This window comes from Vibrio sp. OPT41 (assembly GCF_015163595.1).
In the GTDB taxonomy this organism is placed as follows: domain Bacteria; phylum Pseudomonadota; class Gammaproteobacteria; order Enterobacterales; family Vibrionaceae; genus Vibrio; species Vibrio alginolyticus.
In genome coordinates, this window is the sequence record NZ_JADDYH010000074.1 from 192592 (window position 1) to 209662 (window position 17071).

Genomic DNA, 17071 nt, shown 5'->3' on the forward strand with positions numbered 1-17071 from the left:
TGAAAAGGGCAGCGAAGCTGCCCTTTTTGTTTTGTCGATATCATCACGATAAAGCTTACTGTTCGGAGTGATGCTCTCTCCCGAGCATAAGCAAACACGGTGTCAGAACTAACGTTAGCAAAGTCGCAAACGCCAAACCACCCGCGACAGCGGTCGCAAGCTGAGACCACCATTGAGTGCTTGGTGCGCCAAACTCCACTTTCTGATTAACTAAGTCGATGTTCATTTCTAACACCATTGGCAATAAGCCTAATATGGTGGTCACCGTCGTAAGTAAAACGGGTCTTAAACGCTGCACACCCGTACGCAAAATAGCCTCAGATTTTTCTAAGCCACGTTTACGCATCTGATTATAAGTATCGATTAAAACAATATTGTTGTTTACCACGATACCAGCCAACGCAATCACTCCAATTCCCGACATAATGATGCCAAATGGCTTTTGGAAAATAAGTAACCCGGCGAAGACACCAACGGTAGAAAACAGCACTGCACTAAGGATTAAGAAAGCTTGATAAAAGCTATTAAACTGCGTAATTAAAATCAAAGCCATCACACCAAGCGCGACAATAAAAGCATTTTGCAAGAATGCTGATGAGTTTTCCTGCTCTTCATTTTGACCCCGAATCTTATATTCAATGCCTTCCGGTAAGTCGAGCTGTTCCATTCCAGCGGCAATCTTAGGTAACTCAAGCGCCAAATTGTAACCTTCCACCATATCCGCTTTAATATTGATAACTCGATGACCGTCGACCCGACGAATAGTGTCTTGCTTATGATCTGGTTTGATTTGAGCAAAATTCGTAATCGGTACCAGACCAGCTGCCGTTTTCACTCTCAGTTGATCAAATCGACCTATGTCGCGCTTATCTTGCGGATAGCGTACCAAAATATCGACTTCTTCATCCGCATCATCGGGCAAATAATCGCCTATTTTCAAGCCGTTCGTAACAAACTGGACGGTATTCCCGACTAAAGTAGCATCCGCTGCAAAGCGAGAGGCGTCATCTCGCTGGATATCAATTTGCCAATCAATCCCTTCCTTATTAGTGGTATCACTCAAGTTGGTCAGTGCAGGATTACCATCAGCCCAATGTCGTACTTTTTTGGCCGCTTCATCTAACGCACTAACACTCAAGTTTCGTGATGATACTTCAATCACGAGATCATGCTCGACAGGCGGTCCTGCGTCCGGGAATTTATACTCAAGTTCAACACCATAAAAGCGATCTGTCGTCTCTTTTAGTTCCTCAATAATGGTTTTCACTTTGCGTCGATACTGCCAATCCACAGGCGTTATTTGAATCTGGCCAATCTCGTCCCCATTATCGCTAGATCCTGTGCGCGTGTAGACACTTTCAAACTCGTCATGACCGAGCATCACCTTCTCGATTTCGCGCATAACAACATCTTTTTCGTGAATAGACAAGTCACCATAAGAACGAACTTTAACGGTAAAAAAGGCAGGGTCCACCTCAGGGAAAAACTCTGCACCCAAGCCAGCTTTGTTGTAAGTGAAGCCGACACCTGCCGCTAGCAGTATCGCGCTGAGTAAGACCTTCCATGGATGACGAATCGCTACCGACAGAGTCTGGTAATAAAGCTTGGTAATGCCTGTCGCTTTTTCAAAGTTGCCGTTATGCAGCTCCACCATTTCTCGCTGAGCTTTCTGATTGACTACTTGAGGCTTGCCAATGATCCCGCCGATGACAGGAACGAACAATAAAGCCATCATCAGAGAAGCGGCCAAAGTAGCAATTAAAGTAAGTGGTAAGTACTTCATGAACTCACCAGTGATGTCTGGCCAGAAAAGTAATGGAGCAAACGCAGCCAATGTGGTTGCTGTAGATGCGGTAATAGGCCAGGCCATTCGCTTTGCGGCATCTCGATAGGCTTCTTTACGTGGCGTTCCTTCTTGCATGCGCCGATCTGCAAACTCTGTCACCACAATGGCACCATCCACCAACATGCCTACTGCCATAATTAAAGCAAACAGTACGACGATATTGACCGTCAGCCCAAATACCGATAACACCAACAACCCAGTCAAGAACGATCCTGGAATAGAAATCCCCACGAGAAGCGCGGTCCTAACCCCCAATATGGCAATAATGACGATAACTACGAGGATAATTGCGGATAAGATATTGTTTTGTAGATCACTGAGCATCAATTTGACATCGTCGGATTGATCCCAAGTGTATTTAACTTGCAAATTGTCGGGCCACTCAGCGCGCTTCTGTCCCTGAGCCAGTACTTCTTTTACCAGCTCAACCGTTTCAATGATGTTTTCCCCTGCCCGTTTTTTTACGTCCAAAACGATGGCAGATTCGCCATCTAAACGAGCAAAACTTTCAGGATCGCGAAATGCACGCCGTACTGTCGCCACATCGCCAAAAGTGATCACCTCTTTGCCATTCACCTTGATCGGTAATTCAAGCACATCTTTCAGTGAATCAAAAACCGATGGGACTTTTACCGAAAAGCGTCCATACCCAGTATCGACAAACCCCGCTGCCACAACTCGGTTATTCAAGGCGATTAAATTATAGATATCCGCTTGATCGAGACCGTAGCTTTCCATCAATAGCGGATCGACAACTATCTCCACGATGTCTTCGCGATCTCCTGCGATTTCAACCTCAAGAATCTGACGGAAACTTTCCAAACGATCACGTAACGTTCTGGCAATCTGAACAATGGTTCGCTCTGGTACGGTGCCATAGAGCACAACGGTCAACACAGGCTCTTCAGATGCAAACGTGACTTCGTTTACCGTTGGCTCATCACTGTCCTCTGGTAACTTTGGCTTCGCAAGATCAACCGCATCACGCACATCTGCCATCGCTTTATCAAGATCCACTCCGACACTAAATTCCAGCGTCACCGAAGCATGACCTTCTGATGCCACAGAGGTCATCTCTTTTACGCCTTCAATTGAACGCAGCTCTTGCTCTATTGGGCGAACCAATAAACGCTCGGCATCGACAGGAGAAATACCTTGATGTCCAACAGAAACATAAATGATCGGAATGGTAATATCAGGGCTCGATTCCTTGGGGATTGTGACGTAAGTAATGACACCTGCAATTAATATCATCACCAATAATGTCAGCATAGTGCGAGCGCGAGATAACGCAGCATCAATCAGAGTGTACATAGGTGCTCCTTACTGCTCATTAGCTGCTTCAAGAACTAGGTCATCAACTTTATTGGCCAGTACTTGATCACCATCTCGCACAAAACCTTGTCCCAGCACGATAATGTCTACACGCTCTCCTAACCCAGAGAGCCACACACCATCATCCTCGGCCTTAACGAGTTGAATTGGAACAAACTCAACATGCTCATTACGCAGTGTCTTGACACCTAAGTTACCTTCTTCATCTAGTGCTAACATGGCAGCCGTAATCTTTACCGCTAACACTTCACTCAAAGGCAGCTGTACTTCTGCGCTCATACCGGCAGGAATTCTTGCGTCTTGATTATCAATTTCGATTTCAATTGGAAATGTATTAGTAGAAGCAGAAGAAACACGTCCAATGTAGCGCACACGACCTTGATGATGCTGTTGGTTAATGGTTCTTACGTCGGCTTCTAGGCCTTCCTTAAGGTATTGTATATGCCGTTCACTGACATCGGCTTCAATCACTAAAGTATCCAAATCAATGACCGTCGCAATAGGATCGCCAATCCCGACAAAATCACCTAACTCAACAAAGTGGTGATCTACGATGCCATCAAATGGCGCTTTAACCTCAGTATTTCTTAAAGCCGTTTGCACGTTACTCAAATTCGCACGTGCATCTACCAACGCTGCTTGCGCTGTCGCAAATGCAACCTCACCTTGCAGTCCACGACTTTTTAGCGATTTAGCTGCATTAAACTCTTTCTCTTTAACCAACAGCATCGCCTGGGCCCGTTTAAGTTGAATGCCAAGGTCGCGCTTATCGATGTTTGCGATCACTTGTCCCTGTTTGACCGCTTGGCCTTTCTTTATGTTAAGACTGACTATTTTACCGGCAACTTCGGCGCCAAGACGCGCTTGACGATTGGGCGCTGTTCGTCCATACAATTCAATGGTTTTACTGGTAGGTTCGGCAAGAAAAGTATCAAACATCACCTTTGCAAGTGGTGTCGTGTTCGTGGATGTTGAAGAGTTAGGATTATCATCTTGTGCTTTGAGTTGGCCGATGGTTAGCCATGCAACAAGAAGTAAGACGAGGATAAGAGATACTAGCCAAGGGCGCTCGACAATTCGGCGTCCAAAAGAAAGTCCAGACATATAAAGTCCTTTTTATTATTTCTCTGCATATCTGCGAGCGTGTGCTTTACGTGACATCCTTCTACATAAAGCACAGGCAGCCATTAGCTGCCTGTTAGGTGTTAATTACACACTGAACGATGCACCACAACCACATGTTGTCGTTGCATTGGGGTTATTTACGAAGAAGCGCGCTCCTTCCAACCCTTCTGTGTAGTCAACAATACCGCCAACGAGATATTGCAGACTCATAGGGTCTACAACCAGTGTTACACCACTGTTTACGATTGTTGTATCGCCTTCGTTTACATTTTCATCAAAAGTAAAGCCGTATTGGAAGCCGCTGCAGCCGCCGCCAGTAATGTATACGCGCAGTTTCAATGCTGGGTTTTCTTCTTCAGCAATCAATGCTTTAACGCGAGATGCTGCTGCGTCAGAAAAAGATAATGGTACGTTTACTTCGCTCACGAAGACCTCTCTCACTCGTGTAATGCGTCAAGCCTGAAGCAAGACGTCAAATTTGTGCTAATTGAGACGATTATCCAATACCTGACAAACTCGTTCAAGTATTCGCCGCCGATTCTTTATAACAGATGCGGATATATAAGATTACACTGCGAAACAACACATAAATTAAGCAAAACGTTTCTAACTTGATTATAGCTAGGTACAATGCGCTCCACTTGGTCCGAGCAATCAAAAGAGGATAACCCCATGACCAAATCATCAGAGCTGTATCAAAAAGCTCAGCAAACCATCCCTGGCGGTGTCAATTCACCAGTTCGTGCATTCAACGGCGTTGGCGGCTCTCCGCTATTTATCGAACGAGCAGACGGTCCACTGATTTTTGATGCCGATGGTAAAGCGTATATTGATTACGTTGGCTCTTGGGGTCCAATGATTCTTGGCCACAACCACGCGGTTATCCGCGAAGCAGTAATTGATGCAGCGCAACGCGGTCTTAGCTTCGGTGCGCCAACAGAACTTGAAATCGCGATGGCAGAATTAGTTTCTGAGCTTGTTCCATCAATGGAGCAAGTCCGCATGGTAAGTTCTGGTACTGAAGCTACTATGAGCGCGATTCGCCTTGCACGTGGCTTCACCGGTCGCGATAAGATCATGAAATTTGAAGGTTGTTACCACGGCCACGCTGATAGCTTGCTAGTAAAAGCAGGTTCTGGTGCACTAACTCTAGGCCAACCAAGCTCTCCTGGCGTTCCTGCAGATTTTGCTAAACACACGCTAACAGCAACATTCAACGACCTAGATTCTGTACGCGAGCTATTTGCTGCTAACAAAGGCGAAATTGCTTGTATCATCGTTGAGCCAGTAGCAGGCAACATGAACTGTATTCCACCAGTGGAAGGCTTCCACGAAGGGCTACGTGAAATCTGTGATCAAGAAGGCGCGCTACTAATTTTTGATGAAGTAATGACAGGCTTCCGTGTTGCTCTAGGCGGCGCGCAAGCACACTACAACATCAAACCCGACCTAACGACACTGGGTAAAGTGATTGGTGGCGGTATGCCAGTAGGTGCTTTCGGTGGCCGTAAAGAAGTGATGCAATACGTTGCACCTACAGGCCCAGTTTACCAAGCTGGTACCCTTTCCGGTAACCCTGTCGCAATGGCAGCAGGCTACGCATGTTTGAACCTTCTAAAAGAAGAAGGCAACGAAAAGCGCCTAGCTTCTAAAACGAAACAACTTGCTGAAGGTTTTAAGTCTCTAGCAGAAAAACACGGTATTCCGCTAGTTGTTAACCAAGTGGGCGGTATGTTCGGCTTCTTCTTCACTGACCAAGAAAAAGTAACTTGCTACGAAGACGTAACGAAGTGCGATGTAGAACGCTTCAAGCGTTTCTTCCACTTAATGCTAAAACACGGTGTCTACCTTGCGCCATCTGCGTTTGAAGCGAGCTTTACTTCACTCGCTCATGGTTCAAAAGAGATTGATGCCACACTAGAAGCTGCTGACCGCTGTTTTGCTGTTCTTGCAGAAGAAGCGAAGTAATCGCTAAAAACGGCGATAACGCATTTAGAAAAGGACCGTAACGGTCCTTTTTTATTGCCAATTCAAAATAACCAATATCGCTAATACCCCAACGACAATGCCAAACCACGGTATTCGCTTAGCTTTTTTCTCGGTTTGACACTTTTTATCACCGTTGCAACAACCCATAGCTCATCTCTTGATTGATAACCGACTGATTTGTAGTCATTATAGCAAGGTACATCGCCCTGCTCTAATTCGGCATTGTCATAAGCTTGAAAGAGTTAAGAGTGCAAAGTAATAAAGGTTACACGCCATCATTGAAGGCATAAACCGTAAACGTCACCTGTAAGTTGGACTAATACCATGCCAAATAATGTAAAAATAACGTCGAGTCACCGAGTACTAATGGTTGCTTTACTCGCCGCTGCTTTTGCTTGCTACTTATTGGTTGAGCCATATATCAATTCCATTGTGATGGCTTTTATCATTTCTTTGCTCATGTTTCCGATACACGAATGGTTTGAGCAGAAAATTCCCAAGCACCCAAATATGGCAGCACTGCTGTCATGTGTCGTCTTGACGTTTATTATTGTTATCCCGCTTTTATTTGTGTTTGCAGCCATTGTTCAGCAAGGCTCTGTTTTCTCACAAAATACATATAATTGGGTTACCAATGGTGGCATCCAAGATATATTCCAACATCCTTTCGTTATCAAAGGCTTAGCGATTGTTAATGAGTACTTACCTTTTGATAAAATCGAGCCCAAAGCCATTGCTGAGAAAATTGGTCAATTTGCTACATCGTTTGGCTCTAACTTAGTTGCTATCAGCGCAAAGATTTTAGGAGACGCAACCAACTTCCTAATGAACTTCTTCCTGATGCTGTTTGTGCTGTTTTTTCTGCTTCGTGACCACGACAAAATTATCTCTGCGATTCGTCATATCCTGCCACTCTCACGTAGCCAAGAAGACCGCATATTGACAGAGATAGAGCAAGTTTCTAAATCAGCCGTGATGGGCTCATTCATGACAGCGATTGCTCAAGGTTTGGCTGGCGGCATCGGTATGTGGCTAGCTGGCTTCCCTGGGCTATTTTGGGGAACGATGATGGGCTTTGCATCATTCATTCCAGTGGTAGGAACCGCGCTAATCTGGATTCCTGCAGCAGCGTACTTGTTCTTAACAGGCGATATGACTTGGGCTATCTTCTTGACGGTGTGGAGTGTAGTCGTCGTTGGCTCTATAGATAACCTATTGCGTCCGTTGCTAATGCAAGGCAGCGCCGGCATGAATACCCTTATGATTTTCTTCTCATTACTGGGTGGTCTGCATCTGTTTGGTTTGATTGGTCTTATCTACGGCCCACTTATTTTTGCCGTGACCATGGTACTGTTTAATATCTACGAGGAAGAATTCAAAGACTTCCTTAACCAACAAGACAACAGCTAGTCACCGCTTAATCACTTCAAGCTTGGGGCAGATTGTGCGAAAATCTGCCCCAAATTATTTCTGATGAACCAAATTTATGTCTGCTTATATCGCTCCTAGCCAAATAGCTCAGCGCCAACTTGAATACTTCAATGGAAAACACGTTTTAGTCGCTGGTGAAGTTGAAGACCTATTTCCTCTTGAGTTAGTGGCTCATTGTGAGTCTGTTGAAGTGTTTACTTCCAACTATAGCTACTACCGCCAAATTCAAACCTCTGACAAAGTGAAAAGTCATTTTGGCTCTGTGTTTGATGTTGAAACAAAAGCAGACATGGTCCTTTTATACTGGCCAAAAGCAAAAGCCGAAGCAGAATACTTGCTGGCGATGTTGATGGCGAAACTGGGCATTAACACCGAAATCGTCATCGTTGGTGAAAACCGCTCCGGCATCAAGAGCATCGAGAAGATGTTCCAAGAATACGGCCCTGTGAACAAGTACGACTCTGCTCGTCGCTGCTCATTTTACTGGGGTAATTGCCTCAATGAACCAAAACCTTTCAACCAAGCAGATTGGTTTAAGTCTTACACTGTTACACTCGGTGAGCAGTCGCTAGCGGTTAAGAGCCTACCTGGCGTATTCAGCCATGGCGAGTTCGACTTAGGTAGCCGATTGCTGCTTGAAACCTTACCTAAGCTGTCGGGCAAAGTGCTCGACTTTGGTTGTGGTGCAGGTGTACTCGGTGCGTTTATGGCGAAAGCGAATCCAGAGATCGCGATTGAGATGTGTGACATTAATGCTTATGCGATCACTTCTAGCCAAGCCACATTAGAAGCGAATGGTTTATCCGGACGCGTATTTGCATCAGATATATACTCGGATACCGAAAAAGACTACCGCTTTATCGTCAGCAACCCGCCATTCCACAGTGGTCTAGACACAAATTACAACGCAGCGGAAACCTTGTTGGGTCAGGCGCCACAATACCTAACCAAAGACGGCGAAATGGTGATTGTCGCGAATAGCTTCTTAAAATACCCACCAATTATCGAGCGGGCGTTTAATAATTGCGAGACGCTAAATAAGACCAATAAATTTTCTATCTACTACGCGAAAAAATCATAACTTCCCTCCGCGCAGGCACAAACCTGCGCGATTTTTTCTCATAAATTCAACACTCATAAGAAAAACTGCGTCACCCTGCACGCTTTACAACTAACTTTCTTGTCAAAGAAAAAAAACTCGTTAATTTTGTTAATTCTATCTAGTTGAACATCTTATCCGTTTTTAACGAGAACCTCGGCAGCGAATTATGTTTTAGAACTGCCCATTATGAGTTGTAATCTTATCCATGTTTAAATTCTACAAAAAACAGAAATTTAAGCGCCTTCAGAGTACACTGATGACCGCATTTCTGGTGCTCAGTATCACACCTCTTACCATTACTGCGATCTTTTTCTTGCAGTCCCACAGTAAAGATCTGCAAGAACAAAGCACCTCGCACTTACTGTCTGTTCGAGATACAAAACAGCAGCAAATCATCGACTACTTTGAGGCACGAGAAACCGAAGTCATGGGCTTTGTGCGCTCAGAGTTGGCTTACGCCAGTGGTGGCCGATTCTACGGTCTCGTCAATGCTTTTAGTCGTTTAGGCAATGATATTGAAGAGTCTCGTAAAAACGCCCAACAGCGCTACATCGAGGGCAGCGGAGACCAAATCAAAACCTCAACGTTACCCGAGTCATCCAACTATGTAGGAAGTGAACGTTACCGGCTTTTACATAAACGCTATCATTGGGCCTACTTAGAGCTCCTCAAGCGCTCTGATTTTAATGACATTTTGCTGGTAGACATCAATGGTAACGTCACCTACTCGATCAACAAAGACGATAACTACGGAACGAACTTGTTATCAGGCCCCTACAAAGACTCGGCACTTGGCAAAACTTTCAAGCGTCTCGCCGATGATGTGACTGAACGTCGAAAAGTAAACGAAGACTACACTCCTGTGATTGTGTCTGACTTCGAGCTGGAAGGGGGGAAATCAGTCGCTTGGCTAGGTGCACCAATTGTTCAGCAAGGTTATCTACACAGCTATGCCATGTTCCGCTTGCCAAATAATGGCATCACTAAGTTAGCCGCAGACGCCAACCGAGAGTCATCAATTAACACCTTGCTGGTTGGAAATGATCACCAACCTCGCACAATTAACACGAAACAAGACGACATTAAGAACAGTTTAGAAGTGATCGATAAAGCACTCTCTGGTGCATTTGGTGTCGGCACTTACACAAACGGTTTAGGTGAAGAGATCATCGCGGCTTATGCACCGATTGAAACTCGTGGTGTGATTTGGGCGCTCGTCGTACAGTTACCAGAAAACGAAGCTTTCGCTCGTATACATCAACTCGAAAAACTATTCGTTATCGCTATGTTGATCGCCATTATCCTTGTGGTGATCGCTTCTCACTATTTATCAAACTTTATCACTTCTCCGTTGCTGAAATTGACTTGGGTTGCCGAAAAGGTCTCTGCAGGGGATCTTGATGACACGTCTTTTAATACGGTTCGTAAAGATGAAATTGGTCGGCTTGCGTTAAGCTTTGAACGAATGCAACGCTCTATTCGAGAGAAGATTCAAACCATTAAGAAGCAAAATGAAGAACTAGAAAGCAACATACAGATCATTCAGAAACAGAATGAAGAACTGCAATTGGCCGATAAATTAAAAGATGAGTTCTTAGCCACGACTTCTCATGAACTTCGTACACCGTTACACGGCATGGTCGGGATTGCTGAAACCTTAGCGTCCGGCGCCAATGGCGCGATCCCCGCTAGCCAGAAATATCAGCTTGATATCATCATTAAAAGTGGTCAGCGTCTCGCTAATCTAGTCGATGACTTGTTGGATTATCATAAAATGCGTTATGGAAGCATGGATATCCAGAAATCAGCAGTGAGTTTGGGCAGTGCAACACGATTGGTTTTAGAGCTTTCTAGCCATTTACTCGGAAGTAAAACCATCCGCATCATCAACCAAGTCCCAGCGGATTTAAAAGCAGTGTCAGCTGACCCGCAACGCCTTGAACAAGTGCTATATAACCTGATTGGCAATGCGATTAAATACACCTCAGAAGGTAAAATTGTTATCTCCGCTAATGTGGTAGATGATCATGTACGCGTACAAGTCGTGGATACTGGACAAGGAATTCCCGCAGAACAACTTGAACATATTTTTGAACCACTTATCCAAGCAGGGCAAGACGCGAGCCGTTATCGTCAAGGTGCAGGGCTTGGGCTCTCCATTAGCCGTCAATTGATCGAATTAATGGGAGGCTCGTTATACGTCAGTAGCCAACCAATGGTCGGAACTACCTTCAGTTTCACTTTACCGCTCGCCAGTGAAGAAGAAATCCAAGCAACCCAGACTCTAGCTGCGCACGGACACTTCCAAATCCCTGAAGTTAATGTAGAGAACAGTGAAGACTTATCACTTCCAGAGAACCCAGACGGCCCGTTACTGTATGTTGCTGACGATGAACCAGTAAACTTACGCGTGCTTGAAAGCTTTTTACGTTTAGAGGGCTATCGTGTGCGTACCGTCTCCGATGGGCCAGAAACGTTAGCGCTCGTCGAGCAAGAGAAGCCGGAACTTCTGTTATTGGATATCATGATGCCAGGCATGAGCGGCTACCAAGTTTGTAGTGAACTACGTGAAACCTATGATCATGCCGAGTTGCCAATCATTATGCTCACCGCACTCAGTCAAACAGAAGATCGTGTAAGAGGTTTTGAAGCAGGAGCCAACGACTATTTATCGAAACCATTTAATAAACAAGAGTTGGCGGCACGTATCCAAGCGCATTTAACGGCAAGTAAAGCAGAAATGCGCCATATGGAAAACAAAGTGCTAGAGTCTGAACTTAGACAGCGTGCAGTCGTTGAAGCAAGCTTACTTGAGACTCAAGGTCGTTTGTTGGAACAGCTAGAATCGGCTCCTGAAGCTATCATCTGTCTACGTGAAGACAAGCGTATTCGCTTTGCTAACGAAGCTGCTTGTAAGCTATTCAAGCGCAGCTTAGAACAGCTAAAGCGCTCATCTGCTGATGAGCTGATTGCCCCTAAATATCTAACCGTCAAACAACCTCATTACTGTGGCAAGATTGATATCTATATTGAAGATATTCGTCAGAACATCGAAGCAGACATTCTTAAGCTCCCTGAAGGTTCAGGGTTAGATATCATGTACATCTTTAATGTCGGCGGTGGAGCCAGTGCCGCTCGCATACATAATCTAGAAACCGCCGTAGAAGTGCTTTCAAGTTATGCATTTGATGGTGACAAAGACCAATTGCAAAAGCTAAAAGAGCTTGGCGGAGAATTTACGCGCCTTGCAGACAAAGCGCTCGGTAATAAAAAAGACAAGCAAGAACTTATGCGAGAAGTTCTAGTAGACGCAATGACACATGCTTTAGAGTATTGGGAATCTGTAACGGGTGAAAGTAAGTTCGCATTTGCAGAGCAAAGTGGCTTGTGGCGCGTTTATCTAGACCGTAGTACTTTGCAAACACGCACTTTAGATAAATACATGCGTATAGAAACATTACCCAAAACACCACGTTGGAGAACGGTGCTAAGCTCGATAGAGTTCATCCTCGAACACTGCAAAGAACAGAGCCCCGAGAGAGCATACATAGAAGCACAACGAGATAAACTACAGCGACTATTGACCAGCTAATATTTATCAAAAAAACTAGCCCAGCGTGCATGCTGGGCTTTTTTGTTATTCGAGTATTCCCTTCCTAGAGATAAAAGAGACCGCCTCTTCCTACCCCATTAACATATTTCCAATAACGAACATTCGGTTAGACATCGCTATCTATTGTTGGTCTTCAAAACGTACGATCTTATCCATTTAACTGGCCTTAATTAGGTAAGTTCGAGCAACCAAAAAACTTCATTCATACAATAAAAAAAGGACGACAAACGGAAGAAAACTGTCGATAAAAAAGGCCATTTTTCAGATAACAAGCGGATTTTGACGAACTATTGATAGAGATTGCGAACTTAATCACAACAGAACGGCAGATTAATTTTTAGCTGATTAATTAACACCATTTCTGCATGTGAGCGAGATCTCCGAACCTAGAAACCAAGCAAGAAACGTATATTTTAAATGGATCACCAGGTTAGTAATCACCAACACTCATTATTAACAAGGATATAAACTGCGACGCATATCAACGTTTATTTTTTGTCCCTCTACTGGTTAAAATTAGCCAAAATAACGTTTATAACGGAGAGCTCAGAGATTTTAACGTTTTTAACGGGAATCAAGTTTGATTATTTTATGGATAAGGTGTTTTCTTACTCCTGCCTAAGGCCTACAGGCCACTCTTGGCGAAACTCAATGTTGTAATGAGTAAGGCATGTACAAGAGGTAGGTCTTAGAGAGTGTTTATCAATTGATGACATTCAATTCCATTTAGTGAAATGAAAGCAAATAGTAAGGAACAGCTATGCTTGCCAATATTAAAAAAACAGCACTAGCAACAGCAATTATTGCAACGGCTACTACAGGTTTTGCATCGGTAGCTACTGCGGCTGAACGCAGTGAACTGACTATCCACCCTAAAGAGTTTACAACTTTCGTTCGTAACTTTAACCCTTTCTTGGGTGCAACTAACCTGCACACAACAACCGACTTTATTTACGAGCCGCTCGTTGTTTTTAACGAAATGCACGGTAACACGCCTGTATTTCGTCTAGCAGAAAACTTTACCATGGCTGATGACCTGATGAGCGTAACCTTCGATATCCGTAAGGGCGTAAAATGGTCTGATGGCAAAGCGTTTACCGCTGATGATGTTGTTTACTCTTTCAACCTAGTTAAAGAGAAGCCAGAGCTAGACCAATCTGGTATCAACTCTTGGGTGACTGGCGTAGAAAAAGTTAACGACTACCAAGTTAAATTCCGTCTAAGCGAAGCAAACTCAAACGTTCCTTACGAAATTGCGAAAGTACCCGTCGTACCTAAGCACGTATGGAGCAAAGTAAAAGATCCAGCAACATTCACAAACGAAAATCCAGTAGGCAGTGGTCCATTTACCGAAATCGACACTTTCACACCGCAGCTATATATCCAGTGTGAGAACCCGAATTATTGGGATGCAGACAACCTAGATGTAGACTGTCTGCGTGTGCCGCAAATCGCGAACAACGACCAATTCTTGGGCAAAATCGTTAACGGCGAAATGGACTGGACGTCTTCATTCGTACCAGACATCGACCGTACGTACGCTGCAGCAAGTCCGAATCACCACTACTGGTACCCACCAGCGGGTACTCAAGCATTTGTAGTGAACTTCAAAAACCCAGACGCTGCGAAAAACGAAGCGCTAACTAACGTTGACTTCCGTCGTGCGTTCTCTATGGCGCTAGACCGTCAAACTATTATTGATATCGCTTTCTACGGCGGCGGTACAGTGAACGACTTCGCATCTGGCCTTGGCTACGCATTCGAAGCTTGGTCTGATGAAGAGACGCACAACAAGTACAAAGGCTACAACACATACAACGCGGAAGGTGCGAAAAAGCTTCTAGCTAAAGCTGGCTTCAAAGATGTAAACAAAGATGGCTTTGTGGATACACCATCTGGCAAGTCTTTCGAGCTTCTAATTCAATCACCAAACGGTTGGACTGACTTCAACAACACAGTACAACTAGCCGTTGAGCAACTAGCAGAAGTGGGCATTAAAGCTCGTGCTCGTACACCGGACTTCTCGGTATACAACCAAGCAATGCTAGAAGGTACTTACGACGTTGCTTACACCAACTACTTCCACGGTGCAGATCCACACTTGTACTGGGATAGTGGCTACAACTCGAAGCTACAAGCTGGTGACGGCATGCCTCGCTTTGCAATGCACTTCTACAAGAACGATAAGCTAGACGGTCTTCTTAACAGCTTCTACAAGACAGCAGATAAGCAAGAACAGCTAGAGATCGCTCATGGCATTCAGAAGATCATTGCTCAGGACCAAGTAACTATTCCTGTGCTATCTGGCGCGTACATGTACCAATACAACACAACTCGCTTCACTGGTTGGTGGAACGAAGAAAACCCTAAGGGCCGTCCAAACATTTGGGCAGGTATCCCAGAGCGTCTACTTCACGTACTGGACCTAAAACCAGTTAAATAAGTAGAAGTTCATTTCAAGCGGCATACATCCCGTGTGCCGCCTATAAAAATCCCTTGTTAACGAAACCAATATGTGGCGCTCGTCGTCAGGGGATTTTTCGCTCTAAATTTCGCTAGGAGCGACCTGAAACCAGAAACAGGGAAAAAATCTGGGTGAGTAAGGTGTGAGTTATGGGTTATTTTTTAAGACGTTTGTCGTTCTATCTTGTCGCGCTCTTAGTTGCAGCGACGTTAAACTTTATTATTCCGCGAGCAATGCCTGGTGACCCAGTTACCATGATGTTTGCTAATGCTTCAGTACAGGTGACTCCAGAACGAATCGCAGCAATGAAAGAACTGCTCGGTTTCGTTGATGGGCCAATTTACATTCAGTACTTCTCGTACATTAAAAACATTCTAAGTTGGGAATTGGGCACCTCAATCCAGTTCTACCCACTTTCAGTTAATTCTTTACTAGGTAGTGCATTTGGCTGGTCACTATTTCTAGCTGGTACTGCGGTTGTACTTTCTTTCTCCATCGCTTCTGTCCTTGGTATTTTTGCCGCCTGGAAGCGCGGTAGTAAGTACGATGCATTCGTAACGCCTGGTACATTGATCATTCAAGCTATTCCACAAATGGTTATCGCAATGTTAGCGCTGTTTACCTTTGCGATTGGCCTGAAATGGTTCCCATCTGGCTATGCTTACACGCCAGGTACTATTCCTGATTGGACAAGCTGGGAGTTCATCAAGAACGTGGGTTACCACGCTGTATTACCTCTATTCTGTGCAACCATCGTTCAAATTGGTGGCTTCCTAGTTAACATGCGTAACAACATGATCAACCTTCTCGCCGAAGACTATATCACGATGGCTAAAGGTAAAGGGCTGAGTGAAAACCGCGTCGTCTTTAATTACGCCGCACGTAACGCACTACTTCCAAGTGTTACCGCACTGTCTATGTCTTTAGGTATGGCCATTGGAGGTCAATTAATCATCGAGATGATTTTCAACTACCCAGGCCTAGGTACTGTTCTATTGAACGCAATTCACGCTCGTGACTACCAAGTACTTCAAGGTCAGTTAATTATCATGACGATGTTCATGCTGTGCTTCAACTTAATGGCTGACATGCTGTACATGATTCTAGACCCTCGCCTACGTACGGGAGGCAAATAATCATGAAAGAACTATTCAAACTTATTTTAGGTAACGCATTCGCTCGCATTGGTCTTGGCATTGTTACGCTGTTCGTGTTCGTTGCGATTGCCGCTCCTTTACTTACAAAGCATGCGCCAGACAAGCGAACCGGTAACCCGCACGAATACCCAAGCTTTGTTGTAAAACAGGCACAAAACAATCCTGATGGTTGGGTCGCTAAAAACCTAGCAGACGATCGTCGTACGCTGATTATGTCTAAAAAGGCCGACCACGTATTAGGTACTAGCCGAATGGGTCGCGATATCTGGTCGCAAGTGGCTTACGGTGCACGAGTATCACTGGGTGTAGGCTTTGGCGCTGGCATCATCGTGTGCTTCTTAGCAACAGTCATTGGTATATCGGCAGGTTACTTCGGCGGCAAAGTGGATGACGTATTGAGTGCCGCGATGAACATCATGTTAGTAATCCCGCAGTATCCATTGCTATTCGTGTTGGCGGCCTTTATCGGTGAAGCAGGCCCACTCACCATTGCCTTGATTATCGCTGGTACTTCTTGGGCATGGGGTGCACGTGTTGTCCGCTCTCAAACTATGGCACTACGCGAGAAAGAGTTCGTTAAAGCTGCCGAAGTATTGGGAGAGTCTTCATTCCGCATCATCTTCGTTGAGATTTTACCAAACCTTATCCCAATTGTCGGTGCGAGCTTCATTGGCTCAGTAATGCTGGCGATCAACACTGAAGCGGTCATTTCGTTCCTAGGTTTGGGTGATGCCAACACGATCAGTTGGGGCATCATGCTTTACAACGTGCAAACCTCATCAGCCATGCTGATTGGCGCATGGTGGGAAGTACTAGCACCTTGTATTGCCCTAACACTACTGGTTACTGGTCTTGCTCTGTTGAACTTTGCCGTTGACGAAATTGCGAACCCTCAACTTCGTTCTCACAAAGGCATGAAACGCTGGAAAAAACTAGCAGCAAAAGACAAGAAAGAGCGTGAGCCTGAACTGGCACCACAAAATGCACTATGGAGCGGAGATAAATAATC

Annotated in this window: 10 protein-coding genes; 7 read left to right on the plus strand and 3 right to left on the minus strand. The window is 44.9% G+C overall.

All coding sequences use genetic code 11. The features are described from left to right. Positions 1-55 precede the first annotated feature (55 nt). From vmeK to erpA, 3 genes are all read right to left on the minus strand, one after another. Entirely contained in the window at positions 56-3160 is a 3105-nt protein-coding gene (gene vmeK / locus IQP38_RS24760) for a multidrug efflux RND transporter permease subunit VmeK (RefSeq protein ID WP_042521357.1), read from the minus strand. Between the two features lie 9 nt (positions 3161-3169). Beyond that, on the minus strand, positions 3170-4285 hold the full coding sequence (locus tag IQP38_RS24765) for an efflux RND transporter periplasmic adaptor subunit (protein ID WP_193838119.1): 1116 nt from the start codon (positions 4283-4285) through the stop codon (positions 3170-3172). A 105-nt stretch (positions 4286-4390) separates the two neighbouring features. After that, the gene (gene erpA / locus IQP38_RS24770; protein WP_005380031.1) at positions 4391-4732 is read right to left on the minus strand and encodes an iron-sulfur cluster insertion protein ErpA; all 342 of its coding nucleotides are present in this window, start codon (positions 4730-4732) and stop codon (positions 4391-4393) included. Between the two features lie 246 nt (positions 4733-4978). On the opposite strand from erpA, the gene hemL reads away from it, so the two are divergent. From hemL to IQP38_RS24805, 7 genes are all read left to right on the plus strand, one after another. Beyond that, entirely contained in the window at positions 4979-6274 is a 1296-nt protein-coding gene (gene hemL / locus IQP38_RS24775) for a glutamate-1-semialdehyde 2,1-aminomutase (RefSeq protein WP_086047025.1), read from the plus strand. A 345-nt stretch (positions 6275-6619) separates the two neighbouring features. Next, entirely contained in the window at positions 6620-7705 is a 1086-nt protein-coding gene (locus IQP38_RS24780) for an AI-2E family transporter (RefSeq protein WP_005386541.1), read from the plus strand. 76 nt (positions 7706-7781) lie between these two features. After that, positions 7782-8807, plus strand: coding sequence for a 16S rRNA (guanine(1207)-N(2))-methyltransferase RsmC (rsmC, locus tag IQP38_RS24785; protein ID WP_005380034.1), 1026 nt, complete (start codon positions 7782-7784; stop codon positions 8805-8807). Between the two features lie 226 nt (positions 8808-9033). Beyond that, positions 9034-12420, plus strand: coding sequence for a response regulator (locus IQP38_RS24790; protein WP_005380036.1), 3387 nt, complete (start codon positions 9034-9036; stop codon positions 12418-12420). 781 nt (positions 12421-13201) lie between these two features. Then, positions 13202-14884 (plus strand): ABC transporter substrate-binding protein, encoded by a 1683-nt coding sequence (locus IQP38_RS24795; RefSeq protein ID WP_005380037.1) that lies wholly within the window; start codon positions 13202-13204, stop codon positions 14882-14884. A gap of 170 nt (positions 14885-15054) precedes the next feature. After that, positions 15055-16041, plus strand: a complete 987-nt coding sequence (locus tag IQP38_RS24800; protein ID WP_005380038.1) for an ABC transporter permease — start codon at positions 15055-15057, stop codon at positions 16039-16041. Between the two features lie 2 nt (positions 16042-16043). Further along, the gene (locus IQP38_RS24805) at positions 16044-17069 is read left to right on the plus strand and encodes an ABC transporter permease (RefSeq protein ID WP_025768199.1); all 1026 of its coding nucleotides are present in this window, start codon (positions 16044-16046) and stop codon (positions 17067-17069) included. Positions 17070-17071: the final 2 nt, after the last annotated feature.